The sequence below is a fragment of the Pontibacter toksunensis genome (assembly GCF_042686245.1).
In the GTDB taxonomy this organism is placed as follows: domain Bacteria; phylum Bacteroidota; class Bacteroidia; order Cytophagales; family Hymenobacteraceae; genus Pontibacter; species Pontibacter toksunensis.
The window spans coordinates 563,021-588,291 of sequence record NZ_JBHUOX010000001.1; the positions used below are offsets into that span (position 1 = coordinate 563,021).

At 47.8% G+C, this 25,271-nt stretch carries 17 protein-coding genes; 12 read left to right on the top strand and 5 right to left on the bottom strand.

Features of this window, described 5'->3' with window-relative positions; all coding sequences use genetic code 11:
- The first annotated feature begins 64 nt into the window (after positions 1 to 64).
- Entirely contained in the window at positions 65 to 520 is a 456-nt protein-coding gene (locus ACFS7Z_RS02455; protein WP_377480345.1) for a ferritin-like domain-containing protein, read from the top strand.
- A gap of 320 nt (positions 521 to 840) precedes the next feature.
- Here ACFS7Z_RS02455 and ACFS7Z_RS02460 read toward each other — a convergent pair whose 3' ends face one another.
- The gene (locus ACFS7Z_RS02460; RefSeq protein ID WP_377480347.1) at positions 841 to 2,658 is read right to left on the bottom strand and encodes a DEAD/DEAH box helicase; all 1,818 of its coding nucleotides are present in this window, start codon (positions 2,656 to 2,658) and stop codon (positions 841 to 843) included.
- 672 nt (positions 2,659 to 3,330) lie between these two features.
- Here ACFS7Z_RS02460 and ACFS7Z_RS02465 point away from each other — a divergent pair.
- From ACFS7Z_RS02465 to ACFS7Z_RS02485, 5 genes are all read left to right on the top strand, one after another.
- Positions 3,331 to 3,867 (top strand): hypothetical protein, encoded by a 537-nt coding sequence (locus ACFS7Z_RS02465; protein ID WP_377480350.1) that lies wholly within the window; start codon positions 3,331 to 3,333, stop codon positions 3,865 to 3,867.
- 168 nt (positions 3,868 to 4,035) lie between these two features.
- The gene (locus ACFS7Z_RS02470; RefSeq protein ID WP_377480352.1) at positions 4,036 to 7,437 is read left to right on the top strand and encodes a UvrD-helicase domain-containing protein; all 3,402 of its coding nucleotides are present in this window, start codon (positions 4,036 to 4,038) and stop codon (positions 7,435 to 7,437) included.
- Between the two features lie 78 nt (positions 7,438 to 7,515).
- On the top strand, positions 7,516 to 7,947 hold the full coding sequence (locus tag ACFS7Z_RS02475) for a VOC family protein (RefSeq protein WP_377480355.1): 432 nt from the start codon (positions 7,516 to 7,518) through the stop codon (positions 7,945 to 7,947).
- 173 nt (positions 7,948 to 8,120) lie between these two features.
- Positions 8,121 to 11,027 (top strand): PD-(D/E)XK nuclease family protein, encoded by a 2,907-nt coding sequence (locus ACFS7Z_RS02480; protein WP_377480357.1) that lies wholly within the window; start codon positions 8,121 to 8,123, stop codon positions 11,025 to 11,027.
- Between the two features lie 109 nt (positions 11,028 to 11,136).
- A complete protein-coding gene (locus tag ACFS7Z_RS02485) occupies positions 11,137 to 12,222 on the top strand; it encodes an FUSC family protein (RefSeq protein ID WP_377480360.1) in 1,086 nt (361 codons plus the stop codon).
- Positions 12,223 to 12,303: 81 nt separating this feature from the next.
- Here the strand turns inward: ACFS7Z_RS02485 and ACFS7Z_RS02490 are convergent, their stop codons facing one another.
- Positions 12,304 to 13,506 carry a GAF domain-containing sensor histidine kinase gene (locus ACFS7Z_RS02490; protein WP_377480363.1) on the bottom strand — a complete coding sequence of 401 codons (1,203 nt, stop codon included), beginning with the start codon at positions 13,504 to 13,506 and terminating at the stop codon, positions 12,304 to 12,306.
- Positions 13,507 to 14,041: 535 nt separating this feature from the next.
- Between ACFS7Z_RS02490 and ACFS7Z_RS02495 the strand changes: the two genes are divergently transcribed.
- The gene (locus ACFS7Z_RS02495) at positions 14,042 to 14,356 is read left to right on the top strand and encodes an antibiotic biosynthesis monooxygenase family protein (RefSeq protein ID WP_377480365.1); all 315 of its coding nucleotides are present in this window, start codon (positions 14,042 to 14,044) and stop codon (positions 14,354 to 14,356) included.
- Between the two features lie 247 nt (positions 14,357 to 14,603).
- Here the strand turns inward: ACFS7Z_RS02495 and ACFS7Z_RS02500 are convergent, their stop codons facing one another.
- From ACFS7Z_RS02500 to ACFS7Z_RS02510, 3 genes are all read right to left on the bottom strand, one after another.
- Positions 14,604 to 15,194 carry a dioxygenase family protein gene (locus ACFS7Z_RS02500; protein ID WP_377480368.1) on the bottom strand — a complete coding sequence of 197 codons (591 nt, stop codon included), beginning with the start codon at positions 15,192 to 15,194 and terminating at the stop codon, positions 14,604 to 14,606.
- Positions 15,195 to 15,273: 79 nt separating this feature from the next.
- Positions 15,274 to 15,948, bottom strand: coding sequence for a YceI family protein (locus ACFS7Z_RS02505; protein ID WP_377480371.1), 675 nt, complete (start codon positions 15,946 to 15,948; stop codon positions 15,274 to 15,276).
- A 93-nt stretch (positions 15,949 to 16,041) separates the two neighbouring features.
- Entirely contained in the window at positions 16,042 to 19,008 is a 2,967-nt protein-coding gene (locus tag ACFS7Z_RS02510; RefSeq protein ID WP_377480374.1) for a TonB-dependent receptor domain-containing protein, read from the bottom strand.
- A gap of 266 nt (positions 19,009 to 19,274) precedes the next feature.
- Here ACFS7Z_RS02510 and ACFS7Z_RS02515 point away from each other — a divergent pair, with 266 nt between their 5' ends.
- From ACFS7Z_RS02515 to ACFS7Z_RS02535, 5 genes are all read left to right on the top strand, one after another.
- Positions 19,275 to 20,342, top strand: a complete 1,068-nt coding sequence (locus tag ACFS7Z_RS02515; RefSeq protein ID WP_377480377.1) for a sensor histidine kinase — start codon at positions 19,275 to 19,277, stop codon at positions 20,340 to 20,342.
- The gene (locus ACFS7Z_RS02520; protein ID WP_377480380.1) at positions 20,339 to 21,085 is read left to right on the top strand and encodes a LytR/AlgR family response regulator transcription factor; all 747 of its coding nucleotides are present in this window, start codon (positions 20,339 to 20,341) and stop codon (positions 21,083 to 21,085) included. The genes ACFS7Z_RS02515 and ACFS7Z_RS02520 overlap by 4 nt, the downstream gene beginning before the upstream one ends.
- Positions 21,086 to 21,392: 307 nt before the next feature.
- A complete protein-coding gene (locus tag ACFS7Z_RS02525; protein ID WP_377480382.1) occupies positions 21,393 to 22,427 on the top strand; it encodes an N-acetylmuramoyl-L-alanine amidase family protein in 1,035 nt (344 codons plus the stop codon).
- A gap of 333 nt (positions 22,428 to 22,760) precedes the next feature.
- Complete coding sequence (locus ACFS7Z_RS02530; protein WP_377480385.1) at positions 22,761 to 24,149, top strand: MBL fold metallo-hydrolase; 1,389 nt, start codon at positions 22,761 to 22,763, stop codon at positions 24,147 to 24,149.
- Positions 24,150 to 24,598: 449 nt separating this feature from the next.
- Complete coding sequence (locus ACFS7Z_RS02535; protein ID WP_377480388.1) at positions 24,599 to 25,201, top strand: hypothetical protein; 603 nt, start codon at positions 24,599 to 24,601, stop codon at positions 25,199 to 25,201.
- Positions 25,202 to 25,271 lie beyond the last annotated feature (70 nt).

Here is a 25,271-nt window from a genome sequence, read left to right on the forward strand (position 1 = left end):
TATGGCAACTATTTTAGAATAATATGAGTACATCTGCATATTAGAAACTAAAATTTGTAGAACTATGAAAATGGATAAAGAAGTACAATCAACCATACACCACCTGATCGAAAGATGTAAAGACGGTGCGAAAGGTTATAAGACAGCAGCTGAGGATATTGAAGATAAAGACCTGAAGGACCTCTTCAGGAAGTATGCCGTGCAGCGTGACAGCATGATCACAGAATTACAGGACCAATTGCACAAAATGGGTGCTACCGACGATGAGTCCAGCTCTATCGAGGGAACACTTCACAGAGCTTTTATTGATATCAAGGCAGCGCTTACCTCGAAGGATAGAGTACGTGTACTGGAAGAATGTGAGCGTGGCGAGGATTATGCTGTAAAAGCCTACAAAGAAGCACTGGACAAGAACCTGCCAGGTGAATTAAAGCCAATTGTACAGCAACAGTATCAGGATGTAAAAAGCGCACACGACCACATCCGTTCACTGCGCGATGCTGCAAAAGCGAATAAGTAAGCATATATGTGCAAACTCACCTAAAAGGAGCTTCGGCTCCTTTTTTTTGCCCAAATGGTTCAATCTGTATCGTAAGCAAACGCTGAAAAACTGATTCATTCAAGATGAAGGGATGTGTAAAATCCTTTATTCAGGATAATAGGAGAGTAAACGTATATGCACTATAAAGTAAGGATTAAGCAGCCCAGCAGTCAGATTTTATTTAAAACAAAAAGGCCGACGTTTCAAGTCGGCCTTTTCTAACAGCTTTAAAAGCTTTTACACTTTAAACTCTGTATGATACAGTGTACGGAGCCAAAGTCTAAATGTTTAATATTTTTTTAGAATCTTCTTTTACGGAACCCACCGCCGCCACGGTTTCTGTCGCGATCACCACCACGGTCGCGGTCGCCGCCGCCTCTGCGGTCTCTGTCTCTGAAAGAGCCGCCGCCGCCACGGTTTCTGTCACGGTCAAAGCCGCCACCCCCTCTGCGGTCGCCTCTGTCTCCGCCCCTGTCGCTGAAGCCGAAGTCATCGCCGCCACGGCCACCTTCTTTCGGGCCGCTGCCTTTCTTCTGCGATTTCTCTACCACCACCGAACGGCCCTGGTAATCAATACGACCTAAGTTGGCCACAATCTCGGCTGTATACTCAGACGGCACCTCTACAAAGCTGAACTTGTCGTACAGGTCGATGTCTCCTACCCTTCCGGCTGGTATGCTGGCATTCTGTGCAAGCAGGTCGATGAGGTCTTTTGGATGCACCTGGTCTTTTTTACCGATGGTGATGAAAAGGCGGTCCATGCCATCTTTTGTAGCGCTGAGCCCTTTTTCAGCCTCCGCGCCTTTTTCCTTCACCTTGGCCTCCTTCATGCTCATCTTCAGCAAAGCAGACGCTACATCAAGTGGCGTGTAACCGTCTGTTTCGTTCACAAAACGCTCAATACGCGCCACATGCTTGGCTAAGTGTCCTTTCTCCAGCACTTCTTTCACTTTATCAAAGAACAGCGTCGTGCGAATTTCATTTACATCTTCCAGTGAAGGAATCTGCTGCAAAACAATCTTCGCTTTCGTGAAGCGCATGATGTCTTTTATCTTATATCCGTCCGTACGGCCACCTACAAAGGAGAAGGCTTTGCCTGACTTACCGGCACGGCCAGTTCGTCCGATACGGTGAACGTAAGACTCTTCGTCCTGAGGCAGGTCATAGTTTATAACCGCCTCTACGTTTTCCACGTCAAGACCACGTGCGGCCACATCAGTGGCTACAAGAATTTCCAGCGTACCGTTACGGAACTTGCCCATTACATTAGAGCGCTGGTTCTGGTTTAAGTCGCCGTGCAGGGCATCGGCAAAATAACCACGGGCCTGCAGGCCATCCACCAGTTCATCCACCATACGCTTCGTGTTACAGAAAACGATGGCAGATTTCAGGTTGTACATGTCAATCAGGCGCGAAACCGCTTCCTGCTTGGCGCTGCTGCGCACTTCAAAATATACCTGGTCAATATTAGTTACTGTCAGCTCCTGGTGTACCACTTTCACAATAACCGGATCCGTCTGGTAACGCTTCGTCATCTCCATGATCGGCTTCGACATGGTAGCTGAGAAGAAGATCGTCTGGCGGTCTTCCGGGATTCGCTCCAGCACAAACTCGATGTCTTCACGGAAACCCATGTCGAGCATTTCGTCTGCTTCGTCCAGAATAATCTTTTTCACATTGTCCAGCACCAGTGTACCGCGCTGGATGTGGTCCATCACGCGTCCTGGTGTACCGATCACAATCTGTACACCCTGCTTCAGGGCACGTAGCTGGCGCTCATATGGCTGTCCGCCATAGATAGGCACTACACTGATACCTGTCTTATATTTCGCCAGCTTCTGAATTTCGCCTGAAACCTGGATAGCCAGTTCGCGCGTAGGGCACAGAATAAGGGCCTGTACGCTGCGATCATGCTGATCGATGGTTTCAATAGTCGGAATACCGAAGGCAGCCGTTTTACCAGTACCCGTCTGGGCCTGGCCAATAATGTCTCGTCCTTCTAATACAACCGGAATGGCTTGTGTTTGGATGGGAGAGGCTTCTTCGAAGCCCATGTCAGCGATAGCACGCTGGACTTCCGGCGATAGCGGAAGCTCGTCAAATCTAATTTTGTTCATCTGCTTTACTTATTATACTTTCTCAACCTGGGGCAGCCTGCTATTCAACCTATTTCTCTGTTTTCTTAAGAGAACGACACAAAAACGATAAACAACCAGGTTAGCCTACGGTGGGAGTATCCTTTATCAGTAATTCAGACTGTACCAAATCGGGTACAAAAGTACGCATAAATAACGAGTATAGCTAATGCTTAGTAAAAATTAATTGTTTATTCTTTTTGTACTGTTTTAAGAGACTTCCGCTCTTATTTCACTGCTTCCACTTTATCATTATACTTTGTTAAGTTTTCATCTCTGTTTACTGTTTAAACATTCGCAAAATCATAAATTTTCTCTTTAAAATAGTAACATTGAGACCTCTTACCCGTTACAAACATCAGTTTACCAAGCAAATGTAGCCTTTTACCAATTATGAAATAAATACGTGAATTATTTGGATTTAGTTCGCGTAATTAACCAAACGAAAGTCAAATAAATGCTTGATAAACAGCTCTTACCAGAACTTTTAATTGAACTAATAAAAGCAGTATCTCGAAGTCCTTCTACGCCAGCAATGTGTAAGTGAGGTGTTGTGTGCCTTTGAAACCATTAACAGTTGATAGCACTGCCGCAACGGTTAATACCAGGTTAAAAAACTTAAAAAATATACCCTAACCTAAACGACCTATTCTTATGTTACATTTTTCCAAAATTTCAACTAAAGGTAAAGACTTTAACCTTATCGCTTCCGGTGCGCTTGCTTTCAAAATCCATAACAAAATACTGAAAGATGAAGCTTTCCAGCACAACTCTAAAATTCAGCGCAACATGCTGTTAGGTAGTGCACCAGCAAAAGCTGTGAACATGGACCGCCGGAATGTCTTTTATGTTATCATCTCAGATCTGGATAAGATGAATATAGAATCGCTCTGCAAAACCATCCAGCAGGAGCGTGCAAAAGGCAGTTATGCCGTTTGCCAGGTCATCCCGCTCTATTACAATGAGCCTTCCTTCAGAGCCCTGAAAACCCTGCGCCAGAATTTTGATGAAGTAATCGAGCTGAACAAGTTCAACATTGGCAACAGCAAAGCGCTGATGAGTGCAGAGCAGCAGCAGTGCCTGATCACAGACTACTCCCTTTCCATGGCGCGCATCATGTATCATGTGTGTGTGAAAGACTTTGCGCCATTCAACAGTGAGCATTCAGGCCAGCTGGCTTACGCCAGTTAACAAACCGAAAAGCCCCCAGATAGAGCCTCTGTCCCACCAGGATAGAGGCTCTTTATTTTATGTACCTGATGCTATAGCCTTTAAGCTAAATGTTTGGAAAGATTTTGGCATTGATTTGCCTGCAGGCCCTCAGAAGGTGTATCTTTATACTATCAGATTCCCTTCTTTATGCCATCAACCTTCAAAATATACTCTGCCTCTGCCGGTTCGGGCAAAACGTATCACCTGACGAAGGAATACCTTAAGCTGGCGCTGCAGACTTCTGACCCTGACTATTACCGCTCTATCCTGGCCATTACCTTCACAAACGATGCCGCCGCCGAAATGAAAGAGCGTATACTGGCAGCACTCCGCAACTTCAACGACAACACTATAGCAGAAAAGGATAAGGCAAAAAGCGAGCAACTACTGGAAAGCATAACAGCAGACCTACAGGAAGAATACCCGCAGGAACAGCTGGACAAAGAAGAGGTGCGGAGACGGTCGAAGGCGCTGTTCCGACAGATTCTCTACAACTACAGCGACTTCTCCGTCAGTACCATAGACAGTTTTGTAAACAAAATTGTGCAGGCTTTTACGCGGGAGCTGAACATACCGCACAATTTTGAGGTAGACCTAGATTCGAATACATTGGTGAGTACGGCTGTATCGCTGCTGCTCGACAAGGTGAGCGACAGCAAAGATGACCTGCTGTCGGAGACAATGGAGCAGTATGCGCTGGAGAAAGCCCGTGAGGGCAAGAGCTGGACGATGCTGCCCGATGACCTGATGGACTTTGCCAAAAACTTGCTGAATGAACAGGTATACGAAGCTGTTACGGACCTTCAGAAACTGACACTGGAGGATTTCAAAGCAGTACGGGAGCAACTGAAGCAGGTAGTGCAGGAAGTGGAAGCGGCTGTGAAATCAACTGCAAGTGAGGCCATGGAAACTATTATGAATGCCGGCCTCTCCCCTGCCGACTTCTTCCAGAGCACCCGCGGCCTTTACTCCTACTTCAATACCTGGCAGAAATATGTGGACCTCAATTACGGCAACAACTATGCCCGCCAGACAATTAAAGAGGACAAATGGTACGCAGGCAAAGCCACCCCTGCAACAAAAGCACAAATAGATAGTATCAAGCCAGCGCTGACGGCGCTTTACCAGCAGATAGAGGCCATCAAGGAACAGTATGCAAAAACATTCACGCTGATCCAGGCCATCGTGCCACACCTGTACAAGGTGTCGGTGCTGAATGAGATGGAGAAATGCCTGCAGGAGATAAAGCGGGATAAGAACACAGTCCATATTTCAGAGTTCAACAAGCGCATCATCGACATTGTGCTGCAGGAGCCGGTGCCGTTTATTTATGAACGCCTCGGCGAGAAATATAACCACATCCTGATTGACGAGTTTCAGGATACGTCTGTGCTGCAGTGGAACAACCTGCTCCCGCTCGTGGATAATGCCCTGGCCTCCGGCCACTTTAGTATGGTGGTAGGCGATGCAAAGCAGGCCATCTACCGCTGGCGGGGCGGTGAGATGGAGCAGATCCTTCATTTATACAAGGAGAACACGAAGAGCCTGTACCAGAACCGCCGGCACGGGCACCTGATTGAGGAGCGTTACCAGACGGTGGATCATGCACTTAAGCCGGATACACTGCGCGAAAACTACAGAAGCCGGAAGGAAATAATCGACTTCAACAATGAGTTCTTTACCTACATCAGCCAGGGGCACCAGGAGTTCAAAATGTTCGCTTCCATTTATGACGATAAGTTCCAGCAACAGGTGCCGTTGGGTAACGATAAGCAGGGCGGGCATATCCAGATTATGTTTACGTACCCGGAAGACACCAACTACACCTATGACTTGAACAGCTGCAGCCGCACAGACACGTTATATGAGCAGTACACCCGCCCCGAAGTGCTGAGCTATGACGAAAGCACGCTGAATATGGTGCTGCAGCTCGTGAAGCTGGGGTTGGAAGAAGGATACCAATTGCAGGACATGGCTGTGCTGTGCCGCACGAACAACAAAAGCAAACTTATTGCAAACTTCCTGAAGGAGCGGCAATTCAACATCATCTCCCAGGATTCGCTTTCGCTGCAGTTCGCAGAGGTCATCAACCTGATTATCTCACTTTTCCGCGTCTTCAACAGGCCAAACGATACGCTGGCAAAGTCGGAGGCGCTGTACCTGGTATGCAAAGTAGTGCTGGAAACCATACCGGATGTAAGCATGACGCAAAGGATTGCTGAGATTGCGAACGAGCAGGACAGCCAGCCGTTTTTCGACCAGCTGCGGGTGTTAGGCTTCGATGTGCAGGAGCGCGAGACCGGCAACCTTTCTATCTATGAGCTGACAGAAAAGCTGATTCGCATCTTTAACCTCCTGGACAAGAACAACGAGAGTGAATACCTCTTCCGCTTCCTGGACCTGGTGCTGGAGTATAGCCTCAAGCACAGCAATAACCTGAACAACTTTTTGGGGTATTGGGATGTGCAGAAAGAAAAGCTAAGCATCAATACCCCTAAGAACCGCGATGCCATCACCATCACCAGCATTCATAAATCGAAAGGGCTGGCCTATCCTGTCGTTATCATCCCTTTTGCGGATTGGAGCACAGAACCAATGAACCGGTCGCTGATGTGGAGCCAGTTACCAGAGGAAGTAGGCGTAACAGGCAAGCTGAGGAGCGTGGCAGTTACCATAAGTTCTAAACTGGAGAAAACCATACTTGCAGGGCAATACAATACGGAGGTAGAGAAAACCTTTATCGAAAACCTAAACATGCTGTATGTGGCCCTGACACGACCTATAGACAGGCTTTTCCTGATTGGCAATGGAAAGGATTTTCTGGAAGAAAAGAAAGCAGGGCGGGCATTAGAGGGCTCTGCCAAAAATATAAGCCACCTGCTGTACCGCTTCCTTGTGCACAAGGAGTTGTGGGAGCCCGGTAAGTTCTGCTATCAGGTTGCCAAAGGTACACCACGTGTGGCTCATACCGGGGAAGCAGAACAACACAAAACCTATAACTTAGACTACCTTACCGCCACCGACTGGGAGAAACGACTCAAGATAAAGCAGCACGCCAACAACGTCTTTGACTTTGAGACGCAGGCCATACAGCGGCAGCAAAACCGTAAGCTGCATTATGCCCTCGCCCGCATGGCCTTTGCCGCAGAGCTGGACCAGGTGCTGCGCCAGATGGTGTATGAAGGCCTCATCAGCGACAGGGATAAACCTGAACTCCGGCAAAAGCTGAACGAAGTGTTGCACCACCCGAAGATGGCGCACTATTTCTCCAAAAACGTGGTGGTGGAGCATGAAAAAGAGGTGCTGGATGCCCGTGCCTATCTATATAAACCAGATCGTATTGTGTTTGATGGTGATGCAGTGGTGCTGATAGAGTTTAAGGTGCCGCCACCGGAACCCAGCCACCGCAACCGCCTCGACCATTATGCCGTCCGTTTCCGGCAACTAGGCTATCAGAAAGTTAAGTGCGTTATTTATTACTTTGAGACGCAGGACGTAAAGACCTGGAGCTATGGTGGAAAATCGGAGCAGTTAAAAATAGAGATATAGTGGCAGGTTAAAACCTATCCTCCGGCTTCTTTTAAAATACAACATGACAGTACCTTCTTATAACATTTATTACACAATATGGAACAACGCTTAACCCTCATCACTCTTGGCGTAACAAACCTTCAGCGGTCCAAGGCCTTTTACCAGAATGTCTTTGGATGGGAACCCACTTCCATGAGCACCGAAGGAATCGTTTTCTTTCAGTTGAAGGGAATTCAGCTGGCCCTTTTTCCGCAGGAGTCCCTGGCTGATGACGCAGGTGTACCGGCAGATGGAAAGGGTTTCCGGCGATTCTCGCTGGCATACAATGTGCAGTCAGAGCGGGAAGTGGACGAGTTGGTGGCGTCGCTGGAGGCAAAAGGCGCAAAAGTGCTGAAGCAGCCGGAAAAAGTATTCTGGGGCGGTTACAGCAGCTATATCACTGACCCCGACGAAAACCTTTGGGAAATTGCCTATAACCCGTTTCTCCCGCTTGTTGCCGAAGATGAAGTAGGTGCTTCCATACATTAGTAGCAGAAATATAAGTCTTAACAGCTGCGGTATCTATAGACCATACCTCTCCCTCTTGCAGGAGGAGAAGTTAGTAATGGCTGCCTGTTGTACTCAGAGCCTCTGATGCTACACAGCTTTCAAGAGCTATATACAATACACTAAGCAAAAGTTCACTCATTCATTTAACACCCTTGCAGACTTTCCTAGAGCTAACGGCGAAATACGTCTACGAAAAGTATAAAGAGAACATCAGTGACCTGTGCATTGTATTGCCTTCCCGTCGCGCAAGCTTCTTTTTCAAAAATGCGCTGGCTCAGGCAGCCACAGAACCTATCTGGTCGCCGGAGGTATCGGCAATGGAGGACTTTATTTGCCGACTGGCAAAAACGGATGTGCTTGAGCCGATTAACCTGCAGCTCGAACTATATGATCTGATGCGCGAGCAGGACCCGCTGCTGGATTTTGACCAGTTTGTGACATGGTCCGCTACTTTGCTTGACGACTTCAGCCACATTGATCAGAACCTGGTAAATACGGGCAAACTGTTCGATTACCTGGGAGAAGCCAAGGCGCTGGAGCGGTGGGATCCGAAGTTCCTGGGCAAAGAATTCTCCCCGACCTTGCGGAAGTACTTCAGCCTTTGGGACAACATTGAGAAGACGTACCATAACCTGAAAAAGCGCCTTCTGGAGAAGAAGCAGGCATACGCCGGCATGGCTTTCCGGAAAGTAGCCGACAATATCGATCGCATTGCCACAGAATCAGCTTGTGCGCAGTATATCTTCATCGGGCTGAATGCGCTGACTGCTTCAGAAGAAAAGATCATTAAAACACTGCTGAAGCACGACAAAGCGGAAGTGCTCTTCGACTCTGATGAATTCTACATGGAGGAGAACACACCGAACCGCGCCGGAAGCTTCCTGCGGAAGTATAAAAGCACCTGGAAATTACCGGAGTGGCGCTGGCAACAGAACCTGCTCCTGACAGACGAGAAAGAGATAAACGTAATAGGCGTGGCCAATGCCAGTATGCAGGGGAAACTGGCCGGGCAACTGTTGCAGGAGATACGGGAGCAGGACAAGCATGCTCAGGTAGCTATAGTGCTGCCCGACGAGACGCTGCTCCTGCCGGTGCTGCACTCCATCCCGGAGAACATCCTGAACTATAACGTAACGATGGGATTGAGCTTTAAGGGGACTCCCCTCTTCAACCTTGTCGATTTGCTTTTCGAAGTGCACCTGACCGGCGTCACGCAATTGCAGGAATCGGGCTATAAAGTATACCAGTACCACCACCTGTCAGTAACCAAGCTGCTGACGCACCCCTTTATCAGGCGCTATGAGCTGTACCTGAACGACCAGCCGGAGCAGGTGAAGTACCATGGCATCATTCAGCAGGTACTGAATAAGATCGTGGAAGACAACCGAGTGCTGGTGTCAGCGCAGGAGCTCCTGAAACTGGGCCAGCAACACCCGCTTTTCGAGGTGCTGTTCAAGACCTGGCGCGACTGTGATGATATCATTGCCAGCATGTACAAGCTCATCGACTTGCTGCGGGAGGTTTACAGCCATGGCCGTAACACCATCGAGACAGAGTACCTGTACATTTACTATACCATTGTAAAGCGCCTCGACACCATATTCGATTGCCGGGAGCAAAAGATTTCGGTGCGCAGTTTCCGCAAATTTCTATACGAGCTCATTTCCTCCACCCGCCTCCCCTTCAGCGGGGAACCTATTGCTGACCTGCAGATAATGGGTATGCTGGAGACACGTGCACTGGATTTCGAGAACCTCATCATCCTGTCTGTGAATGAGAACACGCTCCCGGCACCAAAGCGCCACGAATCGCTGATGCCCTATGATGTGCTGCGGGAGTTTGGGCTGCCTACTTATTCTGAAACGGAAGGAGCGACGGCTTATAATTTTTACCGCCTGCTGCAGCGGGCAAAGCGTGTTAACCTGCTCTACGTACTGCCCTCCGACACCTATGGCTCAGGCGAGAAGAGCCGCTTTATCCTGCAGCTGCAAAATGACCTGGCCCTACGCAATACCAACATCAGGTTCCGGGATATGACAGCTGCCGTGGAGCAGAAAGAGAAACGGGAATACAACGAGGACATCCTGATCGAAAAAGATACGCAGACACTGGAGCAGCTAAAAAAGGAACTGCAAAGGGGGCTTTACCCTTCGCACCTGAACATGTACATCAACTGCTCGCTGCAATATTACTTCACCCGCATTGCCAAAATGCAGGAGGTGGAGGAAGTGGAGGAGCAGTTGGGCGCAGACAAGTTCGGTACACTGGTGCACCAGGTGCTGGAAGACTTTTTCCGGGAGTTCGAGCAAACAGGCAAACCCATAGAGGCTTCTGATGTGGAGCTGATGCTGACGCAGCTGCCCGGGCAGGTGAAAATGGAGTTCAGCCGTGTAACGCGGGGGGCTATGCCGGACCGCGGCATGAACCACCTGCTGTATAAAGTGGCGGTGCAGGTGCTGGAGAAATACCTGCAGAACCTGCTGTACTCAGCAGAGCTGCCGCTATACGTGCTCCGCCTCGAAGAAACACTCTCAGCCACTCTTCCCGTGCAGGTGGGTGACGAGGAGATTATGGTGCGCATTGCCGGTAAGGCTGACCGCATTGACCTGACTGGCCACGATCTGCGTGTGATAGACTACAAAACAGGTAAGGTGGAGCCGGGCCAACTGAAAATAAAGCCTGAAGAAGCAGAGCTACAGTTTACGACCGATCCGAAGTACGACAAAGCCCGCCAACTGTGGCTGTACCAGTATGTGCTGCAGCGCACCTTAAAAGAGCAGCCGGAAACCATCCTGCGCAATGCGCAGCACGTGGCCCCATGGAGTATACAGCCACATTCCGGCATACTTTCCTTCCGCAATTTAGATGCGGGCGTGATGACTTCTGAGTTTCACTTTACGGAAGAGGACGGCACAACTCCGAAAGATTTTATGGCAGCCTCTGAGTCCATCCTCTCTGAATTTGTGCGGCGCATGCTGGACCCGGCGGAGCCAATCCGGAAAACAAATGATTTGGATGTATGCCAGTGGTGCCCGTACAGGGGTATATGTGCGAGGTAGGTTCATATCTGAACTTATGCTTCATTAACAAAGAAAGCACTACAAAATAAGTTGAGTAGCTTTGCATGCTTTACCTTATAGTACTACTCTACGCTTATATTTAAACTTCTTGAACAGAATAGCAGACACCTTAGCGCGATATGGGCTAACGCTACAAATTTTTAAAACTGCACTTGCAGCTGCTTTATCATGGTTTGTGGCCACAAACCTGCTGGAGGCGGAATATCCGTTTTTTGCTGCCTTGGCAGCCATCCTGACCGTTCAGGTAACAGTGGCAGACTCCGTTGACAAAGCCACTCAGCGCATTATAGGTATTGTAGGAGGCGTGATGCTAAGCATGCTGATGGGCCACTGGTTCAAAGTGGGTGCCATTTCTATCTTCTTTGTGATTCTGCTCGGGATGGGGATATCCAAAGCGCTCCGGATGAACCCGCAGGTAGTTTCGCAGGTGGCCATCTCCTCTTTCCTGGTGCTTGCCTTCGGGCAGGCGGAGGAAGGCTATGCCCTTGCCAGAATCCTAGAGACGGTTTTAGGATCCGGTATAGCCGTACTGATCAATGGCTTGATTGTTCCTCAGAATGCCATCCCCGATGTAGAGAGAAGCATCATTACCTTCAGCAGGTTATCTGCTACTACCTTAAAAAGTTTGCTTGTACTGTTGGATAACCACGGTACAAACAGGAAAACAGGACGCTCCGAAGTGGATGCTCTTATCAAACAAAGGGAGGAAACCCATCAGACACTGGGGCTGGCGGAGCAAAGCCTGAAGTATAACCTGTTCCTGGCGCACAAACGCACCAGGCTGAGCCGCCTTGCCGTCAGTATCAGTAAACTGGAGCACATTGTAGTTCAGATTAGAGGTATACGCAGAGGCCTGGCAGATTTGCAGTTAAACGAGGTATTTCAGCCGGAGTATCAGAATATACTGCAACTCAAAAGAGCCATGGAGGCGACAGCAGACTGTGTGGCAGCATTTGGCGAAACAATGGTCGATCCCTCTGACACTAACCTCCTGCTGCTGAATAAAAAAATACAGCGCGCACGTGTGGAACAGGCATTATGCTTACAGGATATTAAGCGCATTTCTTCGCTGGAGACACTCCGCGACGTAGGAAGCATTCTGACGGACTTAAACCGTATAATTGCTGAAACAGAAAGGCAAAATCCTGAAAAAGAAACTAAGCTGGCTCCATGATAGCATTAGGGAACAACAACTGTCCGCTTTGTAAGGCATAACGGTTCCTTAAGCCACTCTTCAACTTGCTGGTCTGCTCACCTAATCTACGTTGAAAGCTATGACAAATTTTTTGCCGTTCTCTTTCCCCAGGTGTTCAGCCCATATCTTTCCCTGATGAAGCTCAATAATTTTCTTTGCCCTTGGCAACTCTAAACCAGATGCTTCTTCGTTTCCGGTTGGCTTGCCTGAAAGAATAGCATATTTGAGAAAGATTTTACGCAGATCCTGTGTCGTTAGCTCAGAAGCCTCCGTACTGACTTCGATTTTATAGAGGCCATCACTTTCATAGATATCCAAACCTACAGCACTGCCTTTTGGAGTGAACTTTATGGAAGTGCTTACAAGATTGCTGATTGCTTCCCGAATCAGGTCAGGGTCCACGAACAGCTCGCGCCTGCTGGCCACAGTAAAGAACAGTTCCTGGTTCTTTGCCTTGGCAACAGGTTCATACTCAGCTGCAATGGAACGGGCAATTTTTGAGATCGCTACCTGCTGAGGATGTGCCACTATCTCCTCATCCTGTAGTGTAGCCCCCAGCATCGTTTCCAGATTTTCCTGCAGAGCATGTACAGTAGCATGGGCCTTTCTGATGATGTTCGTCCTTTCTGGAGACTTCACTGCTTCACTTAACAGAACATGCTGCTCTTTTATAGGCTCGGCGATGTTGTGGGCAAGATTCGTATAGAGCTCATCATGCCTTCTGGTTGCTTTTCGTGCCAGGGCTCTCAGCTCAATTTGCTCTACTACCAGCGTGGCCAGATCCTTTAGTATGTCTTTCTCCTCATCCAGTATTCTCCGTGGCTCTGTATCTATCACGCACACAGTACCAATATTAAAATTGTCGCGGGTGATTAGGGGTGCTCCGGCATAAAACCGGATACCTTCGGGCGCACTAACATAGGGGCTGTCCGTCAGGCCTGGTATAAGGTGGGTATCCTCAAACACAGTTACGTCAACGTTGTTGATAATTGTTAGCGAGCAAAGACTGTCGTTCCGGTCAACACAAGAAACCTCAAGCGTACTGAAATTCGACTTGTACCAAACCCGTTCCTTATCTACCAGCGATACAAAAGCACTGGGAGCCCGGAGTAACTTAGAGGCAAGCCGGGTGATCTTATCAAAAAAAGCCTCTGGAGGTGTATCCAGAATCTCGTACCGAAATAAAGCTGCCAGGCGATCTTTATCATTTAAGGGGATAATGGACTGGGGTTTGCCGGTGAGCGCGATGTTGTTAGTCTCCAAAATAAGTGCGATATAAAGAAAATAATATCTATCATGACTTTGTCTACTTCCTAATTTAAGAAAAAATATGTTTAGTTAAAACAAATTGGTTATTAACACATGATTTTGCTGTTTCTTATGAGTCCGAAGGCTAAAAAGAGATTGATACCTCTTTTTTTAGCAGATTTCGTCACCTATGTGTCTAATTCAAATAAACTAGGGTTCTGGTATTTTAGCAAGGCTAAAGAAGAAAGGTGCAGATGCATTCAGCACTGCCTCTAAGGCCAGATCTAAGAATTAATGTGGTTACCTTACTCAGCCGAAAGCAAAATCAAGTACCATCATCAGCACAAATCAACCAATAAGCCCAAGAACAGATGAATCTGTATTCTTATCTCGCTGCGTCTCCGGTATTACCTCCTCCACTACTACAAAAACCTTGGCGTACGCTGCAAAAGCTGTAGTCTTGATTTTTTGGCTATTGTACCTGCTGAACATCACAGGACACGCCTCCTTCCGTACAATAGAAGCAGGTACAACATCTTTATAGCTGATTATGATATCCAGACAATGGGCAGGTGTTCTCAAAGCAAAACACGCAGAAGAGTACATGCAGCATCTCAAGGAAGAATTGTTTCCGAAGCTGTCTTCTATCAGTGGTTTCTGTGGAGCATCTATTTTAAGAAAGGACATGGAGGACGCGGTAGAGTTTCTTATCATCACAAACTGGGAATCGATGGAAGCCATCAGGAAATTCGCGGGAGAAAACCCTGACCTTGCGGTTGTTCCTGAGGAGGTGCAGCGCATGGCACTGCAGTATGATAAGCAAGTCCGCCACTACGAAGTTGCTTACTCCTATCCGGATAAATAAAACAGTTGGGTATAAATTCCACCATCAAATGTTGAATGGAATTTATGCTATTTGGTGCAAGCTCAAAACTTGAACAAATTTACACAGCAGAAACATCCTGAAATCTGCAGGTTAAAACCAAAGACTGATAAAGTATATTCTGCTGATATACTTAAAAAGAAAAACCTGACCACAGGTCAGGCTTCTCGTTTAGGAATGTATGAAATAGAAATTCTTTAACAGGTGATAAAATTTTTATCTGCGTCTGTTATGCTTTTAGAACAAATGTAAAGCTGGCATTTGTGATTTCCTTACCTTCAGATACTTTCATCAACAGCGCCTGCTTGAAAATGTAATCCTGCGCATTGCCGGGTTCTCCCGGGAAATAAAGCTGCGTGGTGAGCACGGGCTTATCAGGCCCCTTCACTTTTACATGGAAATGGCGGGTACGACCGGGGTACAGGCCCGGTACTATCGTTTCCAGGCGAAAATTCCCCTGCTTGTCCGTGTACTGGTGACCGCGCAGTTTATTGCCATCATTATCATATTTTCCTGCATCATCAGCATGCCACCAATCCAGCAAAGCCCCACTTACGGGCTGGCACTTTGTATTCAGCACCTGGCCCGTTAGCACCAACGCGGTGCCCTGCATCCCTTTTTCACGCAGATTGCTTCTTTCAGGTGAGCTTGTGGTGTAAAAAGGCCCTTCGGTCTGGGGAGGAGTGGGTTCATCATGGTCATCACACTCCGGTGTAGGCTCCAGCACTTTCCTGCGTTCGAAGAAAGGATATGCAGGTACCAAACCGAAAAGTGGCAAAGCAGCAAAAAAAGAGAAGAAGCGGCGCCTTGTGATGTTCATTTTGAGTTTCGGATAAGGTTAAAAAATAGAACGTTCTACTATAGTTTACGTGCTATTTCCCTACAGGTGCAGAATGCTGTTACTTGCTCTCTACCATTTGCTTACCAGCACCTGCTACTAATTTCAGGTTGATGGTAAAGGTGTCTTCTATCACCTTATCAGCTGCGGTGCCCAGCATACCAGAACGATACTTAATATCCCACTTGGTGCGGTCCAGTTCAATTTTTGCTGCTGCTTCAGCTGACTTGCCATCTATGGCAACTGTAGCCGGGAAAGTAATAGCGTTTGTGATGCCTTTAATCGTAAGGTCGCCTGTAATGGAATAGTTGGGCTCTCCTGCCTTTGGCTTAGAAACAGGAGTAACTTTGGTTATTTTGAATGTAGCGTTTGGATGCTTTTCCACCGAAAAGAAATCTTCAGACTTCAGGTGGTCCGTCAGCTTTTTATTGAAGTTCTCATTGGTGATGTCTGTATCTGTAATAGAAGTCATGTCTATTACGAAGGTGCCTCCAACCAGTTTGCGCCCGCTAACTTCGAGGCTGCCGTTTGCTAATTTCACATTGCCTGAGTGCTCCCCGCCAAACTTCTTCGCATTCCATGTCATGGTGCTGCTGGCAGTGTTTACAGGTAAAGTGGTGGCGGCTACCTCGGCGGTAACTTCTTTTTTGGAAGGAATATCAGCTGCTGCTACGTTAGAGCTGAAAAGCAGTGTGGCCATCGCCAACGCGCTAAAATGTACGTGATACTTTTTCATACAGAATACATATTAAGGTTTAGAATTCTTTATCTGCTACAGATTTCGCCAGCGCACCCCGGGTAACGTTCCAGGGTACACTGGCTCTTTTCTCTACTGTACTTTTATGAATGTTCCTTCCATCACACGTCCCTGATAGTGTGAGGTAATTTTTAAAGTATCGCCAGCTTTTGTTCCTTTTAAAGGTACTGCATTCCCTTCAAACAAAACCGTAAACGTTATTTCATCACCTGTAACAATGCCTTCTGATATAGGCAGTTGGCCCATAGGTGTCTGTACAAAGCCGGTTAAATCAGTGCCATCTGCTACCAGGTCCAGCGTCAGGTCCCGCTCTCCCATTTTCCCTTGCCAGCGGCCAGTCAGGCTTCCTTGCTCTGCTGTCACTGAGGTACTGTCTGTGCCTGCTGCCTTTGTTTCTGGTGCTGGTGCCGTTGTCTGTACTGGCCGCTGTCCTCCGAGCTGCGCTGGTCTTGCACCCTGCGCGCCTGATCCTACAGGCATAGCACCCTGTGGAGCTCCCCCACCCTGTGTTGCACCGGCATCCTGCACACCTCCACCTTCACCGCCACCTTTCAGGTCATCGTTGCTAACAGACTTCTTTTTTCTGCGTGGAGCATCTGACGTCAGTTTACCAATGCGGTAGCTGAAGTTAACCTTAAAGTTCATATTATGCATCACGTTGGTGCTTGTCTGGCTGAATGATGGCGAATTAAGTTCGTTACGAACCTTAATGGTAGGTGACAGGAAGTTTTCTGCTCCAAAGCCAATGCTTCCTCTTCGCTCATTAAACTCTTTCTTCAGGTTCAGGCTGTAGATGCCGAAACCACCCTGCACACCCTGTAGCTGTACCTGGCGACCGCGATAGAAGCCAAAGCCCTGAATGCCCCAGCCCTGGCCCAGGTTATAGTTACCCATCGCACGGATGTTGTAAACAAAGCCGCTGTTACTAGCGCTTTGGTTCGGGTCATTATTACTCAGTACCGCGTAGTAAATGTCTGTACCACCATTCAGCGTCAATTTGTTGTTCAGGTTTATGCTTCCAAACACGCTTCCGCCATAAGCCTCTTCCTGGCCAATATTAAAGTAAGATGTTACCAGCACACCATCTTCTACCGGTACCCTCACCGCCTGAATAGAGTTATTGGTGTTCCGGACGAAAGCCGAGAAATTCAGGGATGTTGTCTTGAAATAAGTACTGTAAGATAATTCATAGTTGTTGGTATACTCCGGGTCCAGTTCCGGGTTACCCACCGTTGGTAAGACTTGGTTCGGATTCTGCACGTTCGGGTTCAGGAACTGTAAAGAAGGCCTTTGAATGCGGCGGTTATACGCCAGTTTGATGGTATTGCCATCCTTCAGCCTTTTAGAAAGGTTCACACTCGGCACCAGCACACCATACGAAGGAATGCTCACCTCATTCTCACTGTTCTCAAAATCAGCATTAATGGTAGTATACTCGTAGCGGGTACCGGCTTTCACGCTATAATTGTTGGCAGTAGTAAGGGTATAAGAGAAATAACCAGCTGATATATTCTGATTATAGTTGAACACATTGCTCAGGTTGGTGCCTTCCACCAGCGTAAAAGGACCTGTCCCATCAGCAGCATATGTCTCATAGTCGCTGATAACCTGGCGCATGATCTGCTTTCCGCCAAACTCAACCATCTGGTTCTTTCCTATCGGGTTTGTATAGTCCAGTTGTATGGTCGACTCCTGGTTAAAGCTTTCGTTGATGTTTTTCAACCTGCTTTCCAGGCTGTTCTCATCGCTGTTGAAGATCTCGTTCAGAAAATTATTTGTGCGGTTGTTGCGGCTGAACTGTGTCAGGATACTAAACTCCTGCTGTGGCCGGAAGGTGTGGGTATAATTCAGGTTTACATCTACTGTTCCTGAATTATCCATTACTTCCACATCCCGGAGGGATCTGCTAAATAAAGAACCTGCCTGGTAGCGCTGCGTGAGCAGGCCATCCTGAAAGTTATGCCCGTTCCGCAAGCCATACTGCACGGAGGCGTTGATATAGTTCTTCTCGTTTATATCATAGTCCCAGCCAAAGGTGTAGCGCCCGAACATCATGTTATTACGCGTATCAGCTTCCTGCCTGATCACGTTCTGCCCCTCATTTGCAGTAGCAGTAGTCTGTGTGTTCTCGAAGCTTCCGGGCATGTTATAGCCTGCTCGACCAAACCCTCCCAACGAGAAGCCCATCTTTCCAATACGGTAACTGCCATTCAGGCCTAAGTTAGAGCCCCTCAAACCAATACCGGTGTCAATGTTCAGGGTACCGCCCTGCAGGGTGTTCTTTTTAGTGACAATGTTGATGATACCGGCAGATCCTTCCGCATCATATTTTGCCGAAGGAGACGTAATCACCTCTACTGACCTGATCATATCGGCAGGAATCTGCTTCAGGGCATCGGCTACGCTGCCGGCTGTGATAGTGGACGGTCGGTTATTGATCAGAACCCGGATGTTCTGGCTGCCGCGCATGGATACATTACCGTCTAAGTCTACAGAAAGCATGGGCACTTTTCGCAATACATCTGCAGCATCCCCTCCTCTGTTCGATTCATCGTTCTCAGCATTATACACCGTACGGTCCACTTTCTCCTCTATCATAGCCCGCTGCCCCTCCACCACTACCTCCTGTAGCGCTTTTGCAGTGGAGCTGATGCCTATCTTACCTAAGTCTATGGAGGCGTTTCTGTCAGTTACCTCTATGTCCAGTGTTTTCGCCTCATAGCCTATGAAGGATATGGCCACTCTGTAAGCACCATTTGCTACTTTCTCGAGCATGAACCTGCCCTGGTCGTCAGCCATGGTACCATCTACCGGTTTGCTTGTAGCTGGGTTAACCAGGGCAATGGTGGCGTAAGGCACAGGCTGCCTGGTGGCAGCGTCTATCACGGTACCAGATATTCGGGCGGCAACATTCATTTGTGCTGTTGCACCAGTAACCTGAGTAGTGGCGTATAAGCTTCCACTCCCGGATGGAGCCTGTGCAACGGCAACCTGGCACAAGCAGGCAAGCACTATGGAAGAAAGGTATGTATTTTTCATGGCGTCGGTTTTTCAATAAGAACTGAACAAAGCAAATCTTTCCTCTCCGGATAAAAAAATGGAATAGATTGTCTGCGGGTAAACACCGACGAGTTGCCTCTGTCAGCCGATGGTTTCAATCCTGCAGAAAACGCCCTCACTTAAACCCAATCTATAGGTAAAAATGCTCAAAACGGTCGGTAAAAATGCCTGAACGGCCGATATATCGGGCTTAACCTGTACATTAATTTTATGTTTGTCTATATTATGATAACTTAACCATTGCAATGGCAAACACCTTTATAAATCGCCACGGTTACCTGCTGATTCAACTGCTGGTATTGTTTGGACTGCTGCTGCTCCTGTGCCAGCCCCTCGCCTGGGACATTGAGCTGCCTGTCCAGTTCTGGGTAAAGCAGGGTATTCTGTTTGCCTTATGGGTGGGCCTGTTTTACCTGAACTCGCACCTGCTGGTGCCCCGGCTCCTGTTTCAGAACAGTATAGGAGGGTTTGCAGCGGCGGCGCTTGGTGCCGTAGTGTTTGTGGTGCTGGCAGTTGTGCTGGTCGATTCGTGGCTTAACCTGCCGGAACTGATGCACCAGGCTTTTAATCCCGACGAGGAGGTGTCGCCGACACATAAACACAAATCCAGTATTAACCCAGTCATCATACTGGCTACCCTTTTAGTGTTAGGCATCAGCACCACCATCAGTGTGGTACAGAAATGGCAGATAGACACGGAGGTCAGGCAGCGCCTGGAGCGACAGAAGATAAGCACCGAACTCTCGTTTCTGAAGGCGCAGATAAATCCGCACTTCTTCTTTAACACCCTGCACAGCATCTACGCCCTCACGATGATCAACATTGAGTCATCGCGCGAAGCACTCCATACCCTTTCCAGAATGATGCGGTATGTGCTGTACGAGACGCAATCAGGCACCACCCTTCTCAGCAAGGAAATAGAGTTTATGCAGGACTACGTGAACCTGATGAAGCTGCGGCTGACTGAGAAAGTAACAGTTACGTTCGATAAACCGACTCCTATACGGGATGTGCCGGTAGCCCCTATGTTGTTTCTCCCGTATGTTGAAAATGCTTTCAAACATGGCGTAAGCGCCCTGTTGCCCAGCAGCATCTACATAGGCATACAGCAGCAGGGGCATGTAGTGGAGCTGGATGTACGTAATACCCTGCTGCCAGAGAAGCGAATGGTGCTGGAGGAGAGCAGCGGCATTGGGCTTGCCAACACCAGCAGGCGGCTCGACCTGCTCTACCCTGGGCAATATACGCTGGCAGTAACAGAAAGAACACCTGAAAACGAGTACCGGGTACAACTTAAGCTGAACGTATCATGACGCTGAAATGCATTGCCGTAGACGATGAACCACTGGCGCTCGGATTGATTGCCGCTTTCATAGAACAGACACCGTTCCTGGAGCTCGTCGGCCGCTATTCCAGTGCGGTGGAAGCGCTGCAGGGGCTTCACAGGCAGCCTGTGGACGTGGTGTTTCTGGATATACAGATGCCCGACCTGAGCGGCATCGAGCTGGCGCGGGTGCTGGATAAAGGGGAGTATGGAATCGGGCCGCGCATCATCTTCACAACTGCTTTCAGCCAGTATGCGCTGGAAGGGTATAAAGTGGATGCACTGGATTATTTGGTAAAGCCTTTCAACTACGCCGATTTTCTGAAGGCAGCCAGCAAGGCACAGGCCTTTGCTGAACTGATACATAAGCCTGAAGCCCCTGCACTACCCGCCTCCAACCAGTTACCTGAAGAACAATACCTGTTTCTAAAAGTGGAGTATCAGCTGGTGCGCATTGCCTTTAGTGACATTCTGTACATTGAGGGACTGAAAGATTATGTAAAGGTGCACCTGGAGAGTGAGTCTAAACCTATCCTGTCACTAACCAGCCTGAAGGCGCTGGAGGAGAAGCTGCCGGCAAGAAAGTTCATGCGTATTCACCGCTCCTATATTGTGGCCCTGGATAAAATAACCGCAGTATCCCGCAACAAGGTACAGATAGGCGAGACAAACATCGCCGTAAGCGATCAATACAAAGAACCTTTTAACCAGTTTCTCAGCCGCTGGGTATAATCCTGCAAGTATTTTTAATTTCAGACACTCCATTTTTTCCCGGCCATGTAGCGAAAGTTCAATAACTGATGCTTTTTATGATTGAATCCTTAAAGCTATCGTCGCTTATTATTAAGCACTCATTTCATGTGTTCATTTGCTGAGCAGCAACGGTAGCTATCCTGCTGATAGCCAAACCCTTCCTTTATGTGATGAGCTACTCCTACGCCTGGTTCAGAAGTCTGTTCAGGGGGAGACGTATTTTACTACCTTGTTTTTTTTTAGTATTATCGCCGGAAATATGTCGTGTGCCGATAACTAAGAAGTTTTGAAAACATATTTAACACTGCTACTCCTGCTCCTTTCCAGCCTGACGACCTTTGGCCAGGATGCTTACCTGAAGGTTATTGCTAAAAAAGGCGATGGAATCTATACCCTGCTCCGCCGGCATGGGCTGGATTACGCAACGCATCTGAATACATTTCTGGAGCTTAATAAAGATAATTTAGGAAAAGATAACAGCCTGTTCACCGGCAGAACCTATGTGCTCCCTTCAGGTTCCTCAGGAACAGAAAGCAGTAGTAAAGCAATTGTTGCAACCGCAAGTAAAACAGCAGCTGCTACAAAAGGAATGGATGTGTCGCTTTTCGGTGAAAAATACGCCCGGGTAGAAATTAGAAACCAGCAACTGAAGGGGGCCGTTTACTATCTGACCTCAGGCCATGGCGGTCCTGATCCGGGTGCTATCGGAAAATTCGGTTCCTATGAGCTAGCCGAGGACGAGTATGCCTATGACGTGACCCTCCGGCTGGCCCGTAGGTTGATGGAGCATGGCGCTACCGTTTATATGATTATACAGGATCCAAATGATGGCATCCGTGATGAACACGTGCTGGTTATGGACTACGATGAGGTAAACCATCCAAACACACCCGTTTCCCGCAGCCAGAGAGAGCGGCTCCGCCAGCGCACCAGGGCCATCAATAACCTGTACGCGCAGCACACAGGCGCCTACCAGCGCATGCTAGCCATACATGTCGACAGCCGCAGTAAAGGCCAGAACATAGATGTATTCTTTTATCACCACGAAAACAGCGCACCGGGAAAAAAAATGGCAGAGACCATTCATCAGACTTTTACCTCGAAGTACAAGCGCAACCAGCCAAACCGCGATTATTCCGGAAACGTATCGCAGCGCAGCAGTCTCTACGTCATCAAATACACCCATCCTCCCACCGTATTCATTGAGCTTGGCAATATCCGGAATGACTTAGACCAAAAGCGTTTTGTGATAGCCAACAACCGGCAGGCACTGGCCAACTGGATTTGCGATGGTATCATTTCTGATTATAAGTCCCGGTAAAGCAGGTGGGCAAGGCTTCGAGCTTTGCCCTTTTTCTTCCTTCACCTTGTAGAGCCTCTTTACCAGTTGCCAATAAAGGCTCTTAGCTAATTGTAGCGCTTAAGATCGTCATCATACGTTTCAACCTTTCTCTTTCTGCTTCCCTTTTATCCTGTCCCTTATAGTGCAACAGCCGCCCTGGCTGTCAGGCCAGAGCCTCAGTTTCAGTTCCAGCACTTTATGAAAAGCAGGAAAAAATTGTCCTGCAGCGGCAGCGGCACGTAAGTATGCATCATACCATCCTGTATGTGAAAGCACCTCTTTAGCATACTTTTTCAATTTTTAACAGCTTCTATGGCAAAAGGACATACCCGCGTGCAGCTGCAGTTTTTAGGTGCGGCTGGCACAGTGACAGGCTCAAAATCGTTGTTACAAACAGATAAACACAAGCTGCTCATTGACTGTGGCCTCTTTCAGGGCAACGAGTCAGAGCGTAAACTTAACAAGCTTAAAATGCTTCCGTTCAGTCCCTCTGAACTTGACGCCATCATTCTCACACACGGGCACCTTGACCACAGCGGTTACCTGCCGGTGATGGTGAAGAAAGGATTTAAAGGCCCTATCTATGCCACCACCCCCACCCGTGCTATTACAGAAGTGATTCTGTTTGACAGTGCGCATATACAGGAAGAAGAAGCCAAAGAGGCAAATAAAAATCGTAGCGAAAGCAAAAAGCCACTCAAGCCGCTTTACAAGGAGAACCATGTGCACCGCACCATGAGCCTTTTCAAGACCTACAGCGACAATGAATGGGTCCGGTTGGATGATGACCTGCAGTTCCGGTTTCAGAAAAGCGGGCATATCTTAGGTTCTGCTATGGTAGAGCTGGAAGTGGCAGGTCGGCGTATTGTTTTCTCTGGAGATGTGGGCCAGCGGGCGCCTCTTATCTTAGATCCCCCCAGTTCTATAGATAAAACCGATTACCTTATACTAGAGGCTACTTATGGCGATAAGTTGCACGATGATATGGTGTCGCCTTATCAGGCTTTAGAAGAAGTGGTGAATAAAACCTTTGAGAAAGGCGGCAACTTAATTATACCCAGTTTTGCCGTGGAGCGTGCCCAAGAGATCATCCTGATTCTGAACACCCTTATGGAAGAGAAAAGCATACCCTCCTTTCCTATCTACCTGGACTCCCCTATGGGAGCCGACGTAACCAGAATATTTCAGCAGCACCGCGACTGGCACAACCTCTCCGACGCAGAATGTGATAAACTGACCAAAAATGTGAACATTGTGAGCGACTTTGAAGAGACGCTGACGGTGCTCGACGAAGACGGTCCTAAAAGCAAGATCATTATAGCAGGCAGTGGCATGATTACGGGCGGCCGTATTTTGTACTATCTCAAACACCTGGTTGGGGATAATAAAAACACGGTGCTACTGGTGGGGCATCAGGCTTCCGGTACCCGCGGCCACCAGTTAAGCGCTGGGGCAAAAGAAATAGAAATTGACGGCGAGAAATATGAGGTAGCTGCTGAAACCAGCCAGATTGGCTCCCTTTCAGCACATGCAGACCAGGGGGACTTGCTCTGGTGGTTAGGGCACTTTAGCAAAACTCCAAAACAGATCTTTTTAAATCATGGAGAGGTAGAGGCTGTAGAAGCGCTGAAAAAGAAAGTAGAGGATATCTACAAGTGCACTGTTACTGCCACAGCGCTCAATAAGGTGTATGAATTATAGTTTCTATTAGCCACAGCAAGAGCAATCCTCCAGCCCATGATCGTATGCGTTTTACTTCTGCATTTCATACGCATCAGCCGCACTTCTACTACCTGTTGTGCCTGCAGCTGTTGCCAGAAAAAAGTATATGCTGAAGCCAATAAAGCCATTTTCCAGAAGATACGTATACGTTGATTACTTTAAATACTAAAGCCCACTCCTGCTATAACAAATTAGCTGCCCTTACCTCCTGTTATTTCACTCCTTATCTACAACAGTAGCAGCAATGATTTAATACAATTCTAATCTTAAATCCCTTCCACTTTATCTCACCATTTATCTATACAACTTGCTCATTATTAAGCTTATCAGCTACAAAATAAAACAATTATGTATGTATGGCGTTTAAAAGGTGTAGTGCAAGACATAAAATATAATACAATTTTTTTTAAACTATGAAACACACAACTATGAAACGACTTTTTTTACTACCAGCATTATTACTAGCATTTACGTTTGGTGCAAACGCGCAAGTTTTAGAAGATGTACAGCGGCCGCAGACTACAGCACCTGTTTCAAGCGATGCAGTGCGTCAGGGAAATTGGCTTGTAGGAGCAGATATTGGTAATATCGGCATGAACTTTAAGTCTGAGACTTTTAGCTTTGACGTTTCTCCTAGAGCAGGTTATTTTATAAGTGACAATGCTGCTCTTGGCGCCTCTGCTCAACTTGGTCTTTCGATTTATGACGGCGGCGAATCATTTCGCTATGGCCTGTACCCTTTTATCCGTTACTACTTCCCGGAGGGAGCTGCCCCCACGCACAGATGGTTTGGTGAGGCTGTTATTGGTTTGGGCGGAAGTTCAGAGGAAGACAGTGAAGGTGATGCCGTACTTTCCAGGGTTTATGGCGTAAGAGCAGGATATGCGCACTTCGTAGCCAGTAATATTGCCTTAGAAGGTACCCTTAACCTGTTAAGAAGTAATGCCAACGTAGATATAGATGATAACGCGCAGACAGGGTTGTCTGTAGCGCTTGGCCTTCAGATTTACCTCCCTGGCAGAAATAACTAATATTGTATCATAAATTAAGCTAAAAAGGGCTCTACTATAAAGTAGAGCCCTTTTTTATATCTGGTCAACA

Excerpts from the sequence above, each read along its gene's own strand:
- ACFS7Z_RS02455 (WP_377480345.1), top strand. The coding sequence starts at position 65 with ATGAAAATGGATAAAGAAGTACAATCAACCATACACCACCTGATCGAA.
- ACFS7Z_RS02495 (WP_377480365.1), top strand. The coding sequence starts at position 14,042 with ATGATATCCAGACAATGGGCAGGTGTTCTCAAAGCAAAACACGCAGAA.
- ACFS7Z_RS02535 (WP_377480388.1), top strand. The coding sequence starts at position 24,599 with ATGAAACGACTTTTTTTACTACCAGCATTATTACTAGCATTTACGTTT.
- ACFS7Z_RS02530 (WP_377480385.1), top strand. The coding sequence starts at position 22,761 with ATGGCAAAAGGACATACCCGCGTGCAGCTGCAGTTTTTAGGTGCGGCT.
- ACFS7Z_RS02470 (WP_377480352.1), top strand. The coding sequence starts at position 4,036 with ATGCCATCAACCTTCAAAATATACTCTGCCTCTGCCGGTTCGGGCAAA.
- ACFS7Z_RS02520 (WP_377480380.1), top strand. The coding sequence starts at position 20,339 with ATGACGCTGAAATGCATTGCCGTAGACGATGAACCACTGGCGCTCGGA.
- ACFS7Z_RS02460 (WP_377480347.1), bottom strand. The coding sequence starts at position 2,658 with ATGAACAAAATTAGATTTGACGAGCTTCCGCTATCGCCGGAAGTCCAG.
- ACFS7Z_RS02515 (WP_377480377.1), top strand. The coding sequence starts at position 19,275 with ATGGCAAACACCTTTATAAATCGCCACGGTTACCTGCTGATTCAACTG.
- ACFS7Z_RS02475 (WP_377480355.1), top strand. The coding sequence starts at position 7,516 with ATGGAACAACGCTTAACCCTCATCACTCTTGGCGTAACAAACCTTCAG.
- ACFS7Z_RS02500 (WP_377480368.1), bottom strand. The coding sequence starts at position 15,194 with ATGAACATCACAAGGCGCCGCTTCTTCTCTTTTTTTGCTGCTTTGCCA.
- ACFS7Z_RS02465 (WP_377480350.1), top strand. The coding sequence starts at position 3,331 with ATGTTACATTTTTCCAAAATTTCAACTAAAGGTAAAGACTTTAACCTT.
- ACFS7Z_RS02510 (WP_377480374.1), bottom strand. The coding sequence starts at position 19,008 with ATGAAAAATACATACCTTTCTTCCATAGTGCTTGCCTGCTTGTGCCAG.
- ACFS7Z_RS02505 (WP_377480371.1), bottom strand. The coding sequence starts at position 15,948 with ATGAAAAAGTATCACGTACATTTTAGCGCGTTGGCGATGGCCACACTG.